The 17895-nt window shown below is 73.0% G+C and carries 19 protein-coding genes; 11 read left to right on the top strand and 8 right to left on the bottom strand.

Going from position 1 to position 17895, the window contains the following annotated elements:
• Positions 1 to 6 precede the first annotated feature (6 nt).
• Entirely contained in the window at positions 7 to 1494 is a 1488-nt protein-coding gene (locus AC3ANM_RS19170) for a sugar transferase (protein WP_488286004.1), read from the bottom strand.
• Positions 1495 to 2069: 575 nt separating this feature from the next.
• On the opposite strand from AC3ANM_RS19170, the gene AC3ANM_RS19175 reads away from it, so the two are divergent.
• The gene (locus AC3ANM_RS19175; protein ID WP_488286005.1) at positions 2070 to 2672 is read left to right on the top strand and encodes a histone deacetylase; all 603 of its coding nucleotides are present in this window, start codon (positions 2070 to 2072) and stop codon (positions 2670 to 2672) included.
• 286 nt (positions 2673 to 2958) lie between these two features.
• Here AC3ANM_RS19175 and AC3ANM_RS19180 read toward each other — a convergent pair whose 3' ends face one another.
• From AC3ANM_RS19180 to AC3ANM_RS19190, 3 genes are all read right to left on the bottom strand, one after another.
• Positions 2959 to 3309, bottom strand: coding sequence for an STAS domain-containing protein (locus tag AC3ANM_RS19180; protein ID WP_488286006.1), 351 nt, complete (start codon positions 3307 to 3309; stop codon positions 2959 to 2961).
• Between the two features lie 164 nt (positions 3310 to 3473).
• Positions 3474 to 5828: a PAS domain-containing protein gene (locus tag AC3ANM_RS19185; RefSeq protein WP_488286007.1), complete on the bottom strand. Its 2355-nt coding sequence runs from the start codon at positions 5826 to 5828 to the stop codon at positions 3474 to 3476.
• Positions 5829 to 6048: 220 nt separating this feature from the next.
• Positions 6049 to 6516 (bottom strand): response regulator, encoded by a 468-nt coding sequence (locus AC3ANM_RS19190; RefSeq protein WP_488286008.1) that lies wholly within the window; start codon positions 6514 to 6516, stop codon positions 6049 to 6051.
• A gap of 127 nt (positions 6517 to 6643) precedes the next feature.
• Between AC3ANM_RS19190 and AC3ANM_RS19195 the strand changes: the two genes are divergently transcribed.
• A complete protein-coding gene (locus tag AC3ANM_RS19195; RefSeq protein ID WP_488286009.1) occupies positions 6644 to 7327 on the top strand; it encodes a response regulator in 684 nt (227 codons plus the stop codon).
• A gap of 54 nt (positions 7328 to 7381) precedes the next feature.
• Here the strand turns inward: AC3ANM_RS19195 and AC3ANM_RS19200 are convergent, their stop codons facing one another.
• Entirely contained in the window at positions 7382 to 7987 is a 606-nt protein-coding gene (locus AC3ANM_RS19200; protein WP_488286010.1) for a hypothetical protein, read from the bottom strand.
• 319 nt (positions 7988 to 8306) lie between these two features.
• On the opposite strand from AC3ANM_RS19200, the gene AC3ANM_RS19205 reads away from it, so the two are divergent.
• The 5 genes from AC3ANM_RS19205 (at position 8307) to AC3ANM_RS19225 (ending at position 13545) form a co-directional block, all read left to right on the top strand.
• Entirely contained in the window at positions 8307 to 8783 is a 477-nt protein-coding gene (locus AC3ANM_RS19205) for a hypothetical protein (protein WP_488286011.1), read from the top strand.
• A gap of 174 nt (positions 8784 to 8957) precedes the next feature.
• Positions 8958 to 10043: a hypothetical protein gene (locus AC3ANM_RS19210; RefSeq protein ID WP_488287984.1), complete on the top strand. Its 1086-nt coding sequence runs from the start codon at positions 8958 to 8960 to the stop codon at positions 10041 to 10043.
• A gap of 1 nt (position 10044) precedes the next feature.
• Positions 10045 to 11766 (top strand): beta strand repeat-containing protein, encoded by a 1722-nt coding sequence (locus tag AC3ANM_RS19215; RefSeq protein WP_488286012.1) that lies wholly within the window; start codon positions 10045 to 10047, stop codon positions 11764 to 11766.
• A gap of 122 nt (positions 11767 to 11888) precedes the next feature.
• Positions 11889 to 13193 (top strand): glycosyltransferase, encoded by a 1305-nt coding sequence (locus AC3ANM_RS19220; RefSeq protein WP_488286013.1) that lies wholly within the window; start codon positions 11889 to 11891, stop codon positions 13191 to 13193.
• A gap of 181 nt (positions 13194 to 13374) precedes the next feature.
• Positions 13375 to 13545 (top strand): hypothetical protein, encoded by a 171-nt coding sequence (locus AC3ANM_RS19225; protein WP_488286014.1) that lies wholly within the window; start codon positions 13375 to 13377, stop codon positions 13543 to 13545.
• Between the two features lie 102 nt (positions 13546 to 13647).
• Here the strand turns inward: AC3ANM_RS19225 and AC3ANM_RS19230 are convergent, their stop codons facing one another.
• Positions 13648 to 14133: a PepSY domain-containing protein gene (locus AC3ANM_RS19230; protein WP_488286015.1), complete on the bottom strand. Its 486-nt coding sequence runs from the start codon at positions 14131 to 14133 to the stop codon at positions 13648 to 13650.
• 370 nt (positions 14134 to 14503) lie between these two features.
• Here AC3ANM_RS19230 and infA point away from each other — a divergent pair, with 370 nt between their 5' ends.
• A complete protein-coding gene (gene infA / locus AC3ANM_RS19235) occupies positions 14504 to 14728 on the top strand; it encodes a translation initiation factor IF-1 (RefSeq protein WP_488286016.1) in 225 nt (74 codons plus the stop codon).
• Between the two features lie 67 nt (positions 14729 to 14795).
• On the opposite strand, the gene AC3ANM_RS19240 is transcribed toward infA, so the two are convergent.
• On the bottom strand, positions 14796 to 15305 hold the full coding sequence (locus AC3ANM_RS19240) for a mycothiol transferase (protein WP_488286017.1): 510 nt from the start codon (positions 15303 to 15305) through the stop codon (positions 14796 to 14798).
• Between the two features lie 72 nt (positions 15306 to 15377).
• The gene (locus tag AC3ANM_RS19245; protein WP_488286018.1) at positions 15378 to 16328 is read right to left on the bottom strand and encodes an alkaline phosphatase family protein; all 951 of its coding nucleotides are present in this window, start codon (positions 16326 to 16328) and stop codon (positions 15378 to 15380) included.
• 240 nt (positions 16329 to 16568) lie between these two features.
• On the opposite strand from AC3ANM_RS19245, the gene AC3ANM_RS19250 reads away from it, so the two are divergent.
• The 3 genes from AC3ANM_RS19250 (at position 16569) to AC3ANM_RS19260 (ending at position 17868) form a co-directional block, all read left to right on the top strand.
• Positions 16569 to 16781 carry a hypothetical protein gene (locus AC3ANM_RS19250; RefSeq protein ID WP_488286019.1) on the top strand — a complete coding sequence of 71 codons (213 nt, stop codon included), beginning with the start codon at positions 16569 to 16571 and terminating at the stop codon, positions 16779 to 16781.
• An 81-nt stretch (positions 16782 to 16862) separates the two neighbouring features.
• Positions 16863 to 17117 (top strand): hypothetical protein, encoded by a 255-nt coding sequence (locus AC3ANM_RS19255; RefSeq protein ID WP_488286020.1) that lies wholly within the window; start codon positions 16863 to 16865, stop codon positions 17115 to 17117.
• 94 nt (positions 17118 to 17211) lie between these two features.
• A complete protein-coding gene (locus AC3ANM_RS19260; RefSeq protein WP_488286021.1) occupies positions 17212 to 17868 on the top strand; it encodes an MBL fold metallo-hydrolase in 657 nt (218 codons plus the stop codon).
• Positions 17869 to 17895 lie beyond the last annotated feature (27 nt).

The following is a 17895-nucleotide window of genomic DNA, read 5'->3' on the forward strand; positions in this document are numbered from 1 at the left end:
CGCCAGTCACGCGGCGCCCCGGGTCAGAGCCTGCAGCGTGTGAGCCAGGATCTTGACGTCGTTCCACATGGACCAGTTCTCGATGTACTGGTTGTCGAAGGCGGCCCGCTCCTCGATGGAGGTGTCTCCCCGGAGTCCGTGGACCTGTGCCAGACCCGTGATGCCCGGGGGGACTCGCAGGCGAGCGCTGTAGCCGGGAACCGACTGGGTGAACTGCTCCACGAAGAACGCGCGCTCGGGCCGCGGCCCGACCAGGCTCATCTGCCCGGCCAGGACGTTGAACAGCTGCGGCAGCTCGTCGAGGGACGTGTGACGCAGGAACCGTCCCGTGCGGGTGATCCGGTCGTCGTCCGCCACGTTCCAGTGCACGTCCGACTCCGTGTGGTCAACCGGGGTGAGGGTGCGGAACTTCAACAGCGTGAAGGTCCGTCCTCCGAGGCCGACTCGTTCCTGACGGAAGAGGACCGGGCGCCCGGAGTCGCGCCAGGTGGCGACCGCACACGCGAGCAGCAAGGGACTGAGCAGGAGGATGGCTGCGGCAGCCGCGACGACGTCGAAGAGCCGCTTCAGCCGCCAGCTGGGTGAGCGGAACGCCAGCCGCGGCAGCCTCAGCAGTGGCAGCTCCCAGACCCGGTCCGTGTGCTGGTCGATCCGTTGCACCTCGAACAGGCGCGGCACGACGTAGATCTCGCACGACGAGCGCCCGCATCCGTGCAGGGCCTCGACGAGCTCATCGTGCGACGTCGAGGTGAACGCCACCACGACCACCCGTGCGCCGGTGCGACGCACCACCTCGGCCAGCTCCCGGCAACCGCCGAGTCGCGGCGCGACATGGCGGCTGCTGCCCCGGGGATCCGTGTCGGCGACACTACCCACCACCTCCAGCCCGCACTCAGGGTGCTCGTGCAGGCAGCGAACGATCCGACCCGCAATCCGTCCGGATCCCAGCACCAGAGTGGGTTTGCGACTCGTCACGACGTGGCGTCTCACGACGCGCACGACCGCACAGGTGAGCGCCCGGGTGACCACGGTGAAGCCGATGGCGGCCCCGGTGAGGACAGGCCACCACAGGCGTGTCCGGCCGGGCACCACCGCCGGCGGAAGCAGCAGGAGGCACGCGCCTGCGACGAGGATGTGTGCCGTCAGGGAAGGGATCTCGTCAAGGACGTTCAGGGAGAGGCGGAAGCGGTAGCTGCCACTCAGCATGTTGAACCCGCTGACCAGGGCCGCCAGGGCCACCCACGCGAGACGGCCGATGCCGACCACCGAGCAGGCCACGACGACGGCAACGAGGTCCGTCACGACGAACGCCCAGTCCAGAGCACGACGCTGGAGCGACCTGGCCGCCAGTGCTCCCAACCAATGGCGACCACGCCGTGCCACCGTCCTCGGGTGGTCCGTCCAGCTTCCCAGTGGCTTCTGCACCAGGGGTTGCCCCTCGGTCAGGCCGACCACCCCTGTGCCTTCAGTCGTCAAGGGCAGGGCGCCACCCAACGACTGATTCCCGTTCACTGACAACGTATTTGCCCCCTCTGTCCATCCCCGTCTCATGTGGGTCCCCCGGCCCGGGACCCCGACTCAGGCTTTCCTGATGGCCCGGGCCGCGCGTCCCCAAGATGAACGAACCTGGTTGGCCGGATGCGACGTCATGAGGACGAAGCCGCGATGAGCCCGGTCCCTCTTTATGCGCACAGGGGTGGCACATGCGCCCGAGGCGAGCCCGGGCAGGGTGGATGAGGTTGGTATTGCTGGCAATTCGGGCCCGACACGACCGCGCGCACTGACCGACCAACGCGCGCACCATCAGCGGTGACGCCCCGAACGAGGGCCTCGACGGGCCTCCGGCCCACTGCAACCGGAAACGTCGGACCCGCAGCATGACGGGTACGGCGATGCATACGTCCCGAGGCAAACAGGCGGCGCTGCGGGATGGGCGGACGTCCCACTGCTGCGCCCTTCGGGAGGAGGCCGGCAACGGCAGCCCACCGAAGGGCGCCCCGCTTTTGACCGAGGGACGGCGATGCGACACGGTGAAGGCAATGCCTACCTCGACTCAGCACGTCTGGTACGTGAGTTACGGCTCGAACATGGCCAGTGACCGGCTGCGCCACTACCTCAGCGGCGGCCTTCCCCGGGGCGCCCGCCGCCGGCACCCCGGCGCCCGCGACCCGCGACCACCGCGGGTCTCGCGACCCGTGACCGTGGCCGGCGAGGTCTACTTCGCCCGGACGTCCCAGCTCTGGGGTGGCGGGGTCGCGTTCTACGACGCCACCCAGCCCGGCGTCGCCGCCATGCGCGCCCACCTCGTCACGGTGGGTCAGTTCAGCGACATCGCCGCCCAGGAGATGGCCCGGGAACCCGCCTCGGACCTCGACCTCGCCCCGGTCCTCGCCGACGGCCGCGCTGAGCTCGGCCACGGCTGCTACGAGACCCTCCTGCACCTCGGTGACCTCGACGGACACCCGATGCTGACGTTCACCGCGCCATGGTCCGCAGGTGACGTGCTCCCGCAGGCTCCCACCGCCGCATACCTGCACCTCCTGGCCCGGGGCCTGGGGGAGGGGCACGGCTGGGACGCGACGGAGACCAGCGCCTGGCTGAGCCAGCTGCGGGGCGCGCGGGGCGTCTGGTCCCACGAGGCCATCAGCTCCATGCTCGGCGAGGCTGCCTGACCCTCCCGCCTGACCGGGCCCGTCTGACCCCGCCCGCCTGACCCCGCCCGAGCGGCGTGTCTGCCCCGAGGGCTCGAGGCGGCCGGTGGGCCCCCGGTGCGACGGGCACCGGCCGGCCCCGCAGGGGGGACGGGCCGGTCGGTGCCCTTCACCGTGCGTCCGCCGGCCCCGCAGGGGGACGGGCCGGTCGGCGCAATACCACTGTGTGGCCACACCCGGCGGCGGCGCCCGTTGCGGCGGCAGCAGGGGGCCTAGTGCATCGGCACCATCACCGTGGGCCGGCCGGTCACACCTGTGCCGTCGCCCTGCACGCCGCGTCGATGGTCGGGAAGATCTCGAAGACCTCGTCCAGGCCGGTGATGGACAGGACCCTGAGGACGCGCTCACCGGGGCCGACCAGGGACAGTGAGCCCTCCCGCGAGCGTGCCGCCGCCAGCCGCCCGACCAGCACGTTGAGGCCGCTGGAGTCCATGAAGGTCACGTCCTCCAGGACCACCACCAGGCGCGTGTGACCGGCGTCGATCTGCTCGTCGAGCCACTCACCCATCCTCGGTGCGGTGTAGGCGTCGATCTCGCCGCCGACGTGGAGGACGGTGCTGTCACCCCTGGTCTCGCCGGCGATCGTCAGGTCGTCCACATGTGCTCCTCGCTCGCGGTGGGCGGCGCCGGTCCGGACCCGCCGACGCCGTGCCCGACGCCTCGCGCCCGCCCCGGACGTCCCGGCGTGGGCTCATCCGACTCTGGTCCCCGGCGAGGGGTGGCACCCGTTGCAGCGGCGGCAGGCCGTCTAGTGCACAGGGATCATTGCGGGCCGGGACCCGGCAGCCACACGGTCACGCACGTGCCCCCGTCCGGGCTGTCGCCGATGGTGCACCGGCCTCCGGCCAGCGTCGCGCGGTCCTGCATGCCGGAGACCCCGCGGTGCCCGGGGATGGACCCGTTCACCGCCGCCCCGGGCCCGATGCCGTCGTCCCGCACCGAGACCTCGAGCCCACCCTCGCTCCCGGTGACGGTGATGGCGACACGGCCGGCCTCGGCGTGCTTGCGGACGTTCACCAGGGCCTCCTTGGCGATCCGGTAGGCCATGGCCCGGGTGGCTTCGGGCATCTCCGGCTCCTGGGCCCCCTCGACCGTGCAGTGCACGCCGGCGCCGTCGAACACCTCGTCCGCCGCCCGCGACAGCGCCGGGGCCAGCCCGCCGCCGAGGTCCGGGGGCTCCAGGTCGAACAGCAGGGCCCGCAGCCGGTCGGTGGCGCCGGTGACGCTCGCCTGCATGCCCTCCAGCTCCTCGAGAAGGTCCGGGGCCCGCTCCCGGAGGCGTCGTCGCAGCAGCCCCAGGCGCAGGTCCACCGCGGCACAGGCCTGCACCGTGTCGTCATGCACGTCCGCGGCGATCCTGACCCGCTCGACGTCCTGGGCGTGCACCAGCCGCGTCAACAGCGCCTCGCGCTGCTCCGCCAGCTCGCGCAACGCCCTCGCGGCCTGCCGGGCTTCGCTGATGTCCCGTTGCACGGTGGCCAGGGCGAACGGTTCCCCGGTGCGGGTGTCCCGCATCAGGAAGCTGGCGATGGCCACGGGGATGGGGGGACCCCCGGCGTGGCTGCGCAGGGTGGACTCGCCCTCCCAGTGGCCCTCCCGGACGACGGCGGGCTGCTCGACCTCGACGGACGCGGCCAGCCCTTCCGGCGTGAGGTAGTCCGCGATCGTCGTGGTCGTGACGTCGACGTCGGCGCCCATCCCGATCATGGCGCGCCCACCCGGGTTCAGGTACTCCACGACGCCATCCAGGCCTGCGATGGCGATGAAGTCCGGGGAGGCCTCGACGAGCGCCTTGAACCGGCCGAGGTCGGCGTTGGCGAGAAGCAGGGCTGCCTCGGTCGCGCGCAGCTCCGTGATGTCCACCGCGATCCAGGCCGTTCCGAGGGCCGCGGAGGTGTCGGGGTGGCGCAGCCGGAAGACCGCCAGGTGGGCGATCCGCACGTCGCCGATGCCCTCCAGCTCGCCGAGGTGCAGCGGCAGCTGGCCCGACCAGCGGCCCTCGGTCTCCAGATGTGCCCGGATCGTCCGGCTGTGCTCCTCGCCCACGAAGTCGGCCAGCGTCGTCCACACGTCCCGGTCGTCGGCCTCGATGCCCAGGTCGACGACGCGCGGGTTGAGGTACACGATGCGGTCAGCGGTGTCGGAGATGCCGACGAGGTTGTCCGAGGCGTCAGCCAGGGCCTGGAACTTCACGAGCTCCTCGCGGGCCAGGCGGTGGGCGTTGAACAGGAGGGCGTTGTCGACGGCCAGGGCGCAACGGCCGGCGATGTCGGCAACGAGGTCCACGTCCTCCTCACGGAACGGGCCGGCAGCCTCAGGCCGGGCGATGTCGACCAGGCCGATGAGCTGGCCGCGGGAGTGCAGGGGCACGCGCAGGACGGGCCCACCGTTCGCCGACGGGGCCAACCGGGCGATCAGCCCGCTGGCGCCTGTGGCCTCTGCCCGGGCACCCTCGTCGAGCAGCGTGGGGGCCTCGAGCGCAGCGGCGGCCGACACCTCGGGCGCCACAGGACCCGCCTCCGACCCCTCCCGCATGAGGACGCCGTCGAGGTCGTGCCCGGCGGTGTCGCGATCCCACGCGGCGGCAGGCGTGAGCCGCTCGCCGGACCCGGACCGCAGCCAGAGCACCCCCGTCGAGCCCGCGACCTCGCCGATGGCGCGGACCACCACCCTCAGCAACGCCGGCAGGTCCAGCTCCTCGCGGGTCAGGGCGTTGGACAGGTCGGCCAGGTGGTGTGCGCGCCGCCGCGCAGCGCGGGCCACTCGTTCCAGCCGACGTTGCTCGGTCACGTCGGTGGCGACACCGAGGGCGCCGGTGAGCTCGCCGTCCTCGCCGAAGACGGGCTCGAAGTACAGCGACAGGCGCCGCCCGATGTACTCCCTCTCGGCGCGGAAGGCCTCACCGGCCAGAGCCCGGGTGAGCGCCTCGGTGCCCAGCGGGTCGTCGCGGTAGAACTCGAGCAGGTCCGTGCCGACCATCTCGCCGGGCCGGAACCCCAGGGCCGCGAGCCCGGAGCCGACCGAGAGCGTGCACCGGCCGGTGAGATCCATCCCGAAGATGATCTGGGGGCCGACGTCGGGGCCCTCCTCGGTCGAGAGCCACGTGCGCTGTTCCATCGCGGTTCGCCCCCACAGGGTCGGTCCCGGTGACCGTCGCGGCCATCGTAAGCCGGGCATCGTCGGCACTGCGCTCTCTCCGGGTGGCCCCCTTCGGTCGGCGAAGCCGCGCATCATCAGGCCAGGTCGCACCCCGTCATGGCGCAGCAGTCGGGGCGCAGCAGCCAAGGCGCAACAGGCACGGCACGACAGCAAGGGCCCGCGTGTCAGTGCCCGTGGGTCAGACGGCCGCGCCGGTCACCCCAGCGGGCACGTCGGTATGCCGTGGGCCAAGCAGCGCGCGCAGGGCAGCGGCCCCGGTGGGGGTGGCCAGCACCACCTCGCCGTGGGCGCAGCGGGCCAGCAGCTCCGGCAGGGCCTCCCCGATCCGGCCCTTGGCCACGTAGCCGACCGCCCCGGCGGCCACCATGTCGACGACGGTGGTGACAGCGGTCTCGGCCGAGATGGCCACCACGACCGGCGGCCGGGGAAGCCCGGAGAGCGCGAGGGCCACAGCCGGCCCGCCGCCCGGCATCCGCACGTCGACCAGAGCCAGGTCGACGGGCACCTCGGCGGCGATGCGCGTGGCCTGCTCCCCGCAGGTCGCGGTGGCGGCCACCACGAAGCGGACGTCGGCCTCCACCGCGATGACCAGTGCGGACAGCATCTCCGGGTGGTCATCAGCGACGAGGACACGGACGCGGGACATGGACCTGCCTGACGGGACGAGGCTCGGACACCGCCATCGTGCGACTGCCCCAGGCCGGATCGGCGATGCCGGGGCCCCAGGGCGTCTAGTGCGTGGATACTAAGGGCGGAGTGGGGAGGTGAGCCGCGTGGACGGTGACCACGACAACGAGCGCAACGGTGACCGCGACGGCGCCCGCCCGATCCGCGTGCTCATCGTCGACGACCACGAGGTCGTCGCCGCCAGCCTGGCGCGGGTCCTGGACGAGGAGCCCGACCTGACCACGGTCGGGATGGCGCAGACGCTCGCCCTGGCACGCTCCCGGGTCCAGTCGTCATCGCCAGACGTGCTGATCCTGGACCGCCGGCTGCCCGACGGCGACGGCGTCGCCGCGATCCCCGAGCTGCGGGCGCTGCGTCCGAGCATGAACGTGCTTGTCCTGACCGGGGCGAGCTCCGATGACGTGCTGGTGCGCGCGCTGGAGGCGGGCGCCGCGGGCTTCCTGTCCAAGACGCGCAGCCTGACCGAGGTCACCACCGCCGTCCGGGCTGCCGCTCAGGGCGAGGCCAGCATCTCCCCGGAGATGCTGGCCCGGCTGCTGCCCAAGCTCACCCGGACGTCAGGGCCGCAGCCGACCCTGACCCGGCGGGAGGAGGAGGTGCTGAGCCGGCTGGCCCAGGGCCTGTCCAACGCCGCGATCGCCGCCGAGCTCGACGTGAGCGTGAACACCGTGCGCAACCACGTCGCGAACCTGTCGGCCAAGCTGGGCGCCCACAGCAAGCTGGAAGCCATGTCCATCGCCATCCAGCGCGGCCTGCTCTCAGGACCCTGACAGCGCCGACCCTGACAGCGCGGACCCTGAAGGGCGCCGGCGCTGCGCCGCCCGTCACTGCGGCCGTGCGGCCGCGTGCGGGGGCCGCGGCTGCGGAGGCAGCGGGTGCGGCTGGCCCGGGCCGGCGTCCTGACGCCCGAGCGTCGCTGACGCCAGGAGCAGGCCCGCGAAGATGGCCAGGGGCACCACCACGACGCCGGTCGAGCCGCCCAGCAGGCCGCTCATCGCCGCTCCCTCCACGCCCGACTCGCGGACGAGGCGGACGAGGACCAGCCCGAACGGCACGGCCGCGAGGGTGAGCATGAGCCAGCCGGCGCGCATCGCGTACCGTCGCGCGACCACCGCGATCGGCACCGACAGGACCAGCGCGATGACCGGGATGTCGGGTGCCTCGACGAGGTCGACGAAGACGCTGAGCGCGGCCCAGGCCGCGAAGAGGGCCACGCCGACCGTGAGGACGTGCACGGCCAGCGCCGGCGCGCGGACGGCGAGGAACGCCAGCCCGGCCAGCGGCACGAGCACTGCGGCCGCGACCAGCACCGCGGGCCAGCTGCCCGGGTCCTCGAAGGCGTAGCCGAGGGCGAAGAGTAGGCCGCCGACGGCGAAGAGCGACGTGAGGATGAGGGCAGTCCGGCGAAGAGCTGTTGCGAAGGTCTTCACGACCACCACCTGCCTTTCCACCCCCAGCCTCCCTCGCGGCGGCCGGCGCGGGCAGGGTCGAACGACCCACGCCGGTGGGGGACCGGTGGCAGCGGGCACACGGCGGGGGCGGCCGCCTCATGCAGGTGCTGTAGTCCGTTCCGTCGGGCAAGGCTGCCCTGTCTGCCGATCCGCCGGCCCGGCTCCGACGGCGAAGGTGTGTCGCACGGCCCGGACGGGCCGGAGCGGGGGGCATGGCGCGGCAGGGGGGACCACCTCGGGCCGGGCTGGTCCCGCTCTCCCGACGTCGCCCCTCGAGGGGGAACAGGAGCACTGCACCATGCGCGTTTTCACGTCACGCAAGAAGGCCGGCACGGTCATCCTCGCCGGCACCCTGCTGCTCGGCACGGCCGGTGGCGCCTACGCCTACTGGACCACGACCGGTTCCGGCACCGGCTCGGCGACCACCGGCACCAGCTCGCTGTTCGCGGTGACCACCGGTGACGCGACCGGCGGCCCGCTGACCCCGGGCGGCCCCACCCAGACGGTGGCGTTCCACATCACCAACAACAACAGCGGCGCCCAGAACCTCAGCGCGGTGGCCGTCACCGTGGCCAACGCCGACGGCACCGCGTGGACCGCCGTCAAGGGCTGCTCGGCGGCCGACTACTCGGTCGGCACCCCGAGCTTCACCCCCGGGGAGATCGCACCGGGGGGCACGGTCAGCGGCACGGTCACGATCACGATGAACGACCTGTCCTCCAGCCAGGACGGCTGCAAGGGCGCCACGGTGCCGCTGTACGTCTCGGCGAGCTAGTCGCCGTGGCGTGAGGCGGGGCGGCCGAACCGGCCGCCCCGCCCGCGCAGGCCGACCGAACAGGGGACCGTCCCGGTCGCTTGGACGGGGACCACGGCAGGACCACGGCAGGACCACAGCGAGGGGATGGGGCGGGGCATGCACGCACGCAGGAGATGGACACGGGTGGGGCTGATGCTCCTCGCCCTGGCCACGGGGGTCACGCTGCTGACCACCGCCGGCTGGGCGACGCCCACCAAGCCGGGCATCACCGTGCAGGTCGGCCCGGCCAGCCAGACCGTCACGCGCGGCGCCACGGCCACCTGGGCCGTCACCCTGACCAGCACCAACGGCCTGGCCGGCACGGTCGCGCTCGCCGCGAGCAGCCTCCCGGCCGGGACCACGGCGACGTTCACCCCCGCCACGACCACCCTGACCGCCGACGGGGCGGGCAGCACCGCCACCTCGACGCTGGTCGTCACCACCTCGGCCACCACCCCGCTGGGCCCGGACACGTTCACCGTGACGGCGACCAGCGGCAAGGTCAGCGGCTCCATGACCGCCGGCCTCACCGTGAACCCACCGCTCTCGGGCTCGCTCTCGCTCGCGGCGACCCCCGCGTCGGTGACGGTCGCACCCGGCGGCACCGCGGCATACGGGCTGTCCCTGACCCGGACGAACCTGCCCGGTGACGTGACCTTCTCGGTCACCGGCGCGCCTGCGGGCGCCACCGCGACGGTGGCCCCGAGCCCGACCGGCGGCAGCACGGCGACCGTGCAGGTGGCCACGACCGACCAGGCGGTCGAGGGCATGTTCACCCTCACCGTCACGGCCGCGGGGCAGGACGCCACGGGTGCCACACGGTCGGCCATGGCCACCGTGCGGCTGGTCGTCACCACCACGCACCGCCAGCTGAGCCTGACCGGCAGCGTCGACGGCCTCGCCCCCGGGGTGCTGCGCCCGCTCGACCTGACGGTCACCAACGAGGACAAGAAGCCGGTGTCGGTCACCAACCTCACCGTCAGCCTGCAGTCGGTCACCCGCACGCCGTATGCCGTGTCGCACGGCCTGCCGTGCAGCCTCACCGACTACGCGGTGCGGCAGTACTCCGGGCCCTACCCGCTCGCGGTGCCCGGACTGAGCAGCCGGAGCCTGAGCCAGCTCGGCCTCCCGGCCGGCCAGTGGCCGCAGGTGGTGCTGGTCGACCGCCCGGTCAACCAGGACGGGTGCAAGGGGGCGACGCTCACGCTGGGCTACGCCGGATCCGGTCAGGGGAGCTGAGATGGGACTTCACACCACGATGGGACACCTGGTCGCCACGCCGCGGCCGGTGCGGCTGCGCAGCAGCCGCCGCGCGGTCCTGGTGCCGCTGCTGGCCCTGGCCTCGCTGCTGGCCGCGACGCCGGCGTGGGCCTACTGGGCGACCCTGGGGTCCGGGACCGGCACCGCCGCGACCGCCACCCTGGGCGCCCCGAGCCCGGTCACCGCGACGGCCGCCGGCGGCGGGACGGTCCACCTCAGGTGGGGGACCGCGACGCTGTCCACCGGCGCCCCGGTCACCGGCTACTACGTCAGCCGCAGCGGCAGCGCGTCCAGCTCGACGCCGGTGTGCGGGAGTGAAAGCGCCCCGCTCACCTCGACCACCTGTGACGACACCGGGCTGGCCCCGGGCACCTACAGCTGGACGGTCACGGCGGTCTACCGCAGCTGGACGTCGACGGCCGGCAGCAACCAGGTCACCGTCGTGGCCGGCTCGCCGGCCGGTCTCTCGGTCGTCAGCGGGAACGGGCAGTCAGCCCAGGTGGGCACGGCGTTCGCCGCGCCCTTGGTCGTCAAGGTGGTGGACAGCGGCAACAACCCGGTCCCCGGTGCGAGCGTCACCTTCACGGCCGGGATCGGCGGCGCCTCCGGGACCTTCCCCGGTGCGACTAACGCCACGGTCACCACCAACAGCAACGGGATCGCGACGTCGCCGACCTTCACGGCGAACGCCACCAGCGGCGCCTACACGGTGGCGGCCACTGTCTCCGGGACCGCCCTGTCCGTCGCCTTCCAGCTGAGCAACACCGCAGGTCCCGCGGCCGGCCTGTCCGTGGCGAGCGGGAGCCCGCAGACCGTCACCGTCGGCGCCGTCGCAAGCCCTCTGGTCGCGAAGGTCGTCGACTCCTCCGGCAACGCCGTCTCCGGCGCGTCGGTCACCTTCACCGCACCGGGCACCGGAGCCTCCGGCTCCTTCACCGGGGGCACCCGGACCGCGTCCGTCACAAGCGACTCCAGCGGACGGGCTACGGCGCCGGCGTTCACCGCGAACTCGACGGTGGGCAGCTACAGCGTCACCGCGGCGATCACCGGGGCCGGCGTGGCCTTCAGCCTGACCAACCAGGCCGGGGCGCCCAGCACCATCGCGGTGTCCGGCGGCTCGGGCCAGTCGGTCGTCGTCGGCACCACCTTCGGCTCGGCCCTCGTGGCCAGGGTCGCGGACGCCGGCGGCAACCCGGTCAGCGGCGCGAGCGTGACGTTCACCGCGCCGGCCACCGGGGCCTCGGGCACCTTCGCCGGTGGCGGACGGACCGCGACCGTCAGCACCGACGCCAACGGCCTGGCGACGGCGCCGGCGTTCACCGCGAACACCACGGTGGGCAGCTACAGCGTCACCGCGAGCGTGCCGGGCGTGGCCTCCTCGGTGGCCTTCTCCCTCACGAACCTCGCACCGCCGCCCCCCACGTTCACCTCGGTGACCCCGTCGGCCCTCACCCGCGGGGACACCAACGTCAAGCTGACCGTGGTGGGCACCAACATCGGCTCTGGCGCCACGGTGACCTTCTCCAGCTCCGCGATCGCCGTCCAGAGCATCGCCTGGGTCAGCTCCACCGAGATCGACGTCTTCGTGACGGTGCCGAGCAATGCAGACCTGACCAAGGGCAACGGCAAGTCCACCATCACCATCGACAACCGTGATGGCAGCACCCCGGCGACCAAGGGCAACGCCATCCAGATCAACTGATCGGCCGGGTCGGGCGCGGCGAGCAGCCGCGCCCGACTCCGTCGTCGGACGGTTGACCGGCCCGGGACCACGAGTCTTCAATCGCTCAACGACGCGGTTGCGACCGGTGCGGAGGTGGGCTGATGGCATCGACACCACTGTCCATCCTGTTCATGCCCGAGTCCGCCTACGGGCCGACGAACAACTGCATCGGCATCGGCACGGTCCTGCGCTCCCGGGGGCACCACGTGGTCTTCGCCGCCGAGGAGTCGTGGAAGGGCCGCCTCGCCCCGCTGGGTTTCGAGGAGGCCCTGGTCGAGCTCACCCCGCCGGAGGAGGGCGCCGAGGACGACGCGGGGCACTTCTGGAAGGAGTTCATCCGCGAGACCGCGCCGGAGTTCCGCCGGCCGACGATCGAGCAGCTCGACAGCTTCATCCGGCCCACGTTCCAGGCGCTCGTCGACGGCGCCGTCCACTGCGAGCCACAGCTGCGCGAGATCGTGAGCGCGGCGCGGCCGGACGTGGTCGTCGAGGACAACGTCGTCGCGTTCCCGGCCCTGCTCACGGCGGGGGCGCCCTACGTGCGGATCATGTCCTGCAACCCGCTCGAGGCGAGGGACCCGCGGATACCGCCGGTCTTCTCGGGACTGGGCTCGGACGACCCCGCCGGGTGGGCGGACTTCCGGCGCGAGTACGACCGGACGCACCGGCCGATGTGGCAGGAGTTCAACAACTGGGTCTGCAGCCAGGGGGCGCCGCCGCTGCCGGACCTGGACTTCGTCCACACCTCGGAGCGGCTCAACCTCTACGTTTACCCGGAGGCGATGGACTACGACCGGCGCCTGGGCGAGACCTGGCACCGGCTGGACTCCAGCGTGCGGCACACCGACGCCGGGTTCGCCCTGCCGGAGGCGCTCGCGGACCGCCCGTCCGGCTCGCGCCTGGTCTACCTCTCGCTGGGGTCGCTGGGCAGCGCTGACGTGGAGCTGATGAAGCGGCTGGTGGACGTCCTGTCCCGCACGCCGCACCGCTACATCGTCTCCAGGGGCCCGTGCCACCGCGACTACGACCTCGCCGACAACATGTGGGGCGAGGAGTTCCTGCCGCAGACGAGCATCCTGCCGATGGTCGACCTCGTGATCACGCACGGCGGCAACAACACCGTCACCGAGGCCCTGCACTTCGGCAGGCCGATGGTCGTGCTCCCGCTGTTCTGGGACCAGTACGACAACGCCCAGCGGGTGCAGGAGAAGGGCTTCGGGGTGCGCCTGGACACCTACCGGTTCACCGAGGAGGAGCTGCACTCTGCGGTGGAGCGCCTGCTCCACGACGAGTCGCTGCACGCCCGCCTGCGCGAGGTCTCGCGCCAGGTCCGGGCGCGGGACGGGCTCACCCTCGCGGCGGACCTCATCGAGCAGGTCGCCGCCGGCTCGCGCGCCGGCCGCTGACCGCGCCTGTGCGGCACCCCTCGGTATGCCCGTGTGGTGCCCTTCCGTGGGGCGCCCCGCGACCCGGGTCACCGCGGGTTGCGGGACCTTCTTCCTTGATCGCCCCGTGACCGCCTTTCTGCGGGCCGGCCTACGTCATCTGGTGGAGATGCCGCACGGGCGGGGTGCGCAGGATGCGTCCATGTCGACCTCGACCCGGACCCAGACCCTGCGCCTCCGCCGAGCCGTCGCCCGCTACTGCGTGGCGTGCAAGAGCCCCTTCTCCCTGACCACGGTCAGGTCCGACGCGGGGTGGCACACCCGGTGCACCTCCTGTGGGCGGATCGCGCCGCTGGCGCGCGCCTGGGGCTGAGCCCGCCGTCAGCCGGCGAGCACCGGTGCCGCGGCGCGCGATACGCGGCGGTGTGCGGTCCAGGGTGGCAGGCGCGCGGGCGCACCGTCCGGGGACAGGACATCAGCTGGTCCCGGTGTCGCTGTCGGGGTGGACGGCCTCGAGCTGCTCCTGCTGGGCCTCGGTGAGCACGCGGCCGGTCCGCCCGACGACGAGGACGTCGAAGTCGCTGCCGTCCGGGCGGACCAGGTCCACCTTGTAGTCGACGCCTGACGTGCCGACCTTCATCTCGACCTTCTCGACCTGGGCGTGCATCTGGCGTGAGGCCAGGGCGACAGCCTGGGCCACGGAGAGCTGCCGGGTCGCGGTCGCCGACGGCGAGGACGAGGTGGGGGAGGAGGTGGCGGTCGGCGAGGGAGTCGTCCGGCCGGCCGTCGACGTCGGCGTGGAGGTGCCTCCCATGGACGTGGCGTCCATGGAGCCGGCAGGCATGTGCGTCGGCGTGGCGGTGTGGGCGGTCGAGGCCAGGGCGGCAGCGGCGCCGAGGGAGAGGGCGCCCCCGACGCCGAGGGCGATGACGGCCGAGCGACGGCCGAGGTCGAGCTTCATGGTGTGCTTCCTTTCGTGGTCGGCCACCTGTTGGCCGGTGCCGACCACGCTCGCCGCCGGGGGCCGGGCCGGGTAGCAACCCTTGGGGGGTGAATCGCCACACCTTCCTGCGCCACCCGCTGTGACCTGCCCGACAGCGTGGTCACGGGAACAACCCGATCAGCGGTACTGTTGACACAGTTTCCGGGCTCCGTCCTCACGTGAGCCCGCGCGTTCGTCCGCCCACGCCGTGCTGATGCCGGTGAGGGTGGGCGCCGCACCGAGAGTCGTCACCGCCCGTCCGGGCGCTGCCGCGCCTCCAGGCGCAGGCGGCGGGCTGCCTTTCGGTAACTGCCCGGGTGCAGAGCCTTGCCAATCGAAAGGATCGTGGATGTCGAAGACGAAGACTGATGCTGTCGAGGTCGAGGGCACCGTCACCGAGTGCCTGCCCAACACGATGTTCCGTGTCGAGCTGACCAACGGCCACAACGTGCTGGCCCACCTCTCCGGCCGGATGCGCCGCCACCGCATCCGCGTCATGCCCGAGGACCGCGTGGTCGTCGAGCTCAGCACGTATGACCTGACCCGCGGTCGGCTGGTGTTCCGCCACCGCTAGGTCCTGGTAGCACCAGCACTGCGGCTTCAGCAGCCCGCCACGTCCGACGTGGCGGGCTGCCGTCGTCTCAGGCCAGGTCCTGCAGGCCCCGCACGTACTGCGCCTGCCCGAGGTGGGCCAGGTCGTCGCCGACCACGCTGACCAGCCGGACCCCCAGGGTCACCGGCGGGTCCCACCGCTTGTCGACGACGCGGTCGAGGTCACCGTCTTCCAGGCCCTCCAGGTAGGCGACCGTCCGGTCGTGGACGTCGTCGTGGTAGCCCGCCAGCAGCTCGGCGGTGGTCCCCTGCAGCGCGGCGACGTGGGCCGAGGTGTGCCCGTAGCCGGTGTCGGCCACGTCGAAGGGCAGGCCGAAGCGGGAGGCCCAGCCGCGGCTCGCCCAGGCCTGCGGCTGGTCGGCCACCCCTGCGACGTGGTCGTCCTGGATCCGGGTCAGGTGCCAGACCAGCCAGGCGATCGAGTTGGCTGCGGTCCCGGGCCGGAAGCCGAGCTGGTCGAGGTTGAGGCCGTCGACCACGTCGTCCACGCCGGCGCGGATCCTGCCGAACGCGTCCAGCAACAGGTCGGTCGCCCGCATGATGTCCTCCGTCCTCGCGGCTCGCGCCGCCTCTGCTGGACCCCCTGCCGCGCGAACGGCCCCGCCTGCCGCTCAGCTGCTCCAGATCCCCGTGACGGGGGAGGTGCCCGCGCTGCGTCCCATGGGCCGCACCCCGAGCAGGTCACACAGCATCCGCAGCACCCGGTAGTGGTCCACCCGCTGGGTGAACGGCCCGGGCCTTACGTGGTCGCCCACGACGACCGTCGCGATCCGGTTGTCATGGTGGTTGTCGTCCTCGTCGAAAGTGAGCACCAGGAGACTGTGGTGCGTCATCGCCCATCGGACGTAGGCACCAACGTGCTGTGACAGCCAGGCGTCACCCGACGCCACCGTGCCGTCGTGCATGTCGTGGTTGAGGTCGGGCACCACGAAGGCGAGCGAGGGCAGCCTGGCGAAGTCGGTCGGGAAGGCGGTGAGCGGCTGGTTGGCCGCTGCGGGGACGGCGGCGAAGTCCACCCACGGGTTGTGCTTGCGCGCGTACGCGCCGGCGCCACACCCCTGGAAGCCCGGGGCGGGCAGCCCCTCGGAGTAGCCGACGAAGGAGCGCCCGGCCGCCCGCAGGGCCGTGGCCAGGTTGGGTCCGCTGAGGACCTGCGGGCACTGGTCGCCCGTCACCCCGTGGGTGGACCCCGAGAAGAGCGCGAGGTAGTTGGGCTGGCTGGGGTGCGTCACGGCATACGACTGGGTGAAGTTCGCGCCCGAGCGGGCGAGGCTGCTGATGAAGGGGGCGTCCGGACTGCCGACGATGCTCTCGGCGGCGTGGTTCTCCATCACCACCACGACGACGTGCTCCGGACGCGGCGTCACCGTCGGTGTCAGGCGGGCCGCTGCCCCGGGGGCGGCGCTGCCCGAGGGACGGGCGGTCACCGCGCTGGAGGCGGCCGGCGTCCGGGGCGTGACGCCGGCGGTGCCGGCGCCACGGCTGCCGGGGTGCCCGGGGCCGGCCGTGCAGCCGGCGAGGGCCAGCCCAGCCACGGCGAGGACGACCACGGCCCGCCTCAACGCGGGTCGTCGCGAGGCTGTGCGCCGCACCGCCCCCCGGCCCATCGACGTCCCCACCAATGTCCGCCGCATCCCCGAGACCCTCATCACCCGACTGTAGCCGCGGCGCCCATGACGCCCGAGGCCCGATTCCCGCGTTCTCCGGCGCCACGCCGACCCCTCGGGACATACTGCGACCCGGGGCGGGAGTCGGTGTGACGTGACGTGGGAGGCGTTGACGTGCAAGAAGACCTGACTCTGATGGACAACGCCGGGCTCCTCCAGGAGCTCGGGCGGGAGCGTGCGCTGGCCGAGAAGCGGGGCTGTCCGGCGCTGGTGGTCGACGGCCGGCGCAAGGGCGTGCCGCTGCCGTCGTGCACCTGCTACCGGCTCAACGCGATCGAGGCCGAGATCGAGCGCCGGCTCGAGCACCCCCCTCACGCATCGGACGTACCCGTGTCGCAGCCGTCCTAGGACAAAGGCCCGAGGTCGGTCTGCACCAGACGCCCTACGGTCGACCGACGGGCATGCCGAGGTGGTCCCTGGGGAGGTCCCATGCACATGGCTGACGAGCACGGGCTGCTCAGCAACAGCCTGCTGAGCGACGCGGAGCTGCTCGTGGAGCTCGCCCGCGCGCGCAAGGAGGCCGAGCAGCACGCCTGCCCGGGCCTGGCGGGCCGCCCCCACTCGGACGCCGGGGAGGATGCGGGAGAGTGCGCCTGCGCGCGCATGCACGACCTCGAGCGTGAGGTCGTGCAGCGCCTGGCCAGCCGGGCCCGGACGCCGGCGCCGGTGCGCCGGGCAGGCTGAGCCGGCCGGCCGCTCCCGGCCGGGGGGCCACGGCACGCGACCCTGGTGGGCTGACCCGCGCGCGGGCCGGGTCGAGCGGGGATACGTTGCTGACATGCGCCTGACCCACCTCGGACACGCCTGCCTGCTCGTCGAGGCAGCCGACCAGCGGATCCTCATCGACCCCGGCGTGTTCAGCCCGGGCGTCGAGCAGGTCGGGGACCTCGACGCCATCCTCGTCACCCACCAGCACGAGGACCACGTCGACGCGGGCCGGCTGCCCGCGCTGCTGGACCTCAACCCGGGGGCGCGCCTGCTCGCCGAGGCCCAGACGGCGGCGATGCTCCTGAAGGACGCCGACATCGCAGCCCAGGCGCTCACGCCGGGGGAGGCGACCCACATCGGCCCGGTCGAGGTCAGCCCCGTGGGCGAGCTGCACGCGGTCAACCACGACCGGGTGCCGCGGGTGGGCAACACTGGGCTCGTGCTCCGCGCCGACGGCGAGCCCAGCCTGTTCCACCCCGGCGACGCCTACGACGCCGAGCCCGGTGACGTCGACGTGCTCGCCCTGCCGCTGTCCGCGCCGTGGTGCGCAGTCCGCGACACCCTCGCCTTCGTGCGCCGCATCAACCCCCGGTATGCCGTGCCGGTGCACGACGCGCTCCTGAGCGACGTCGGCCGGGCGCTGTACCTGCACCACGTGGGCAGCTTCGGGCCGGAGGGTTTGCAGGTGCGCGACCTCGCCGGCGGGGCACCCGGCGAGTTCGCCTGAGCCGGCAGCGGGTTCCTTGTTAGCGTC

Source organism: Oryzihumus sp. JJN4-3R (assembly GCF_057747915.1).

Bases quoted from the DNA above. Each gene is read 5' to 3' on its own strand.
- AC3ANM_RS19190 (WP_488286008.1), bottom strand. From the start codon at position 6,516: ATGTCCCGCGTCCGTGTCCTCGTCGCTGATGACCACCCGGAGATGCTG.
- AC3ANM_RS19220 (WP_488286013.1), top strand. From the start codon at position 11,889: ATGGCATCGACACCACTGTCCATCCTGTTCATGCCCGAGTCCGCCTAC.
- AC3ANM_RS19260 (WP_488286021.1), top strand. From the start codon at position 17,212: ATGCGCCTGACCCACCTCGGACACGCCTGCCTGCTCGTCGAGGCAGCC.
- AC3ANM_RS19215 (WP_488286012.1), top strand. From the start codon at position 10,045: ATGGGACTTCACACCACGATGGGACACCTGGTCGCCACGCCGCGGCCG.
- AC3ANM_RS19250 (WP_488286019.1), top strand. From the start codon at position 16,569: ATGGACAACGCCGGGCTCCTCCAGGAGCTCGGGCGGGAGCGTGCGCTG.
- AC3ANM_RS19205 (WP_488286011.1), top strand. From the start codon at position 8,307: ATGCGCGTTTTCACGTCACGCAAGAAGGCCGGCACGGTCATCCTCGCC.
- AC3ANM_RS19185 (WP_488286007.1), bottom strand. From the start codon at position 5,828: ATGGAACAGCGCACGTGGCTCTCGACCGAGGAGGGCCCCGACGTCGGC.
- AC3ANM_RS19210 (WP_488287984.1), top strand. From the start codon at position 8,958: ATGCTCCTCGCCCTGGCCACGGGGGTCACGCTGCTGACCACCGCCGGC.
- AC3ANM_RS19230 (WP_488286015.1), bottom strand. From the start codon at position 14,133: ATGAAGCTCGACCTCGGCCGTCGCTCGGCCGTCATCGCCCTCGGCGTC.
- AC3ANM_RS19240 (WP_488286017.1), bottom strand. From the start codon at position 15,305: ATGCGGGCGACCGACCTGTTGCTGGACGCGTTCGGCAGGATCCGCGCC.
- AC3ANM_RS19255 (WP_488286020.1), top strand. From the start codon at position 16,863: ATGCACATGGCTGACGAGCACGGGCTGCTCAGCAACAGCCTGCTGAGC.
- infA (WP_488286016.1), top strand. From the start codon at position 14,504: ATGTCGAAGACGAAGACTGATGCTGTCGAGGTCGAGGGCACCGTCACC.
- AC3ANM_RS19225 (WP_488286014.1), top strand. From the start codon at position 13,375: ATGTCGACCTCGACCCGGACCCAGACCCTGCGCCTCCGCCGAGCCGTC.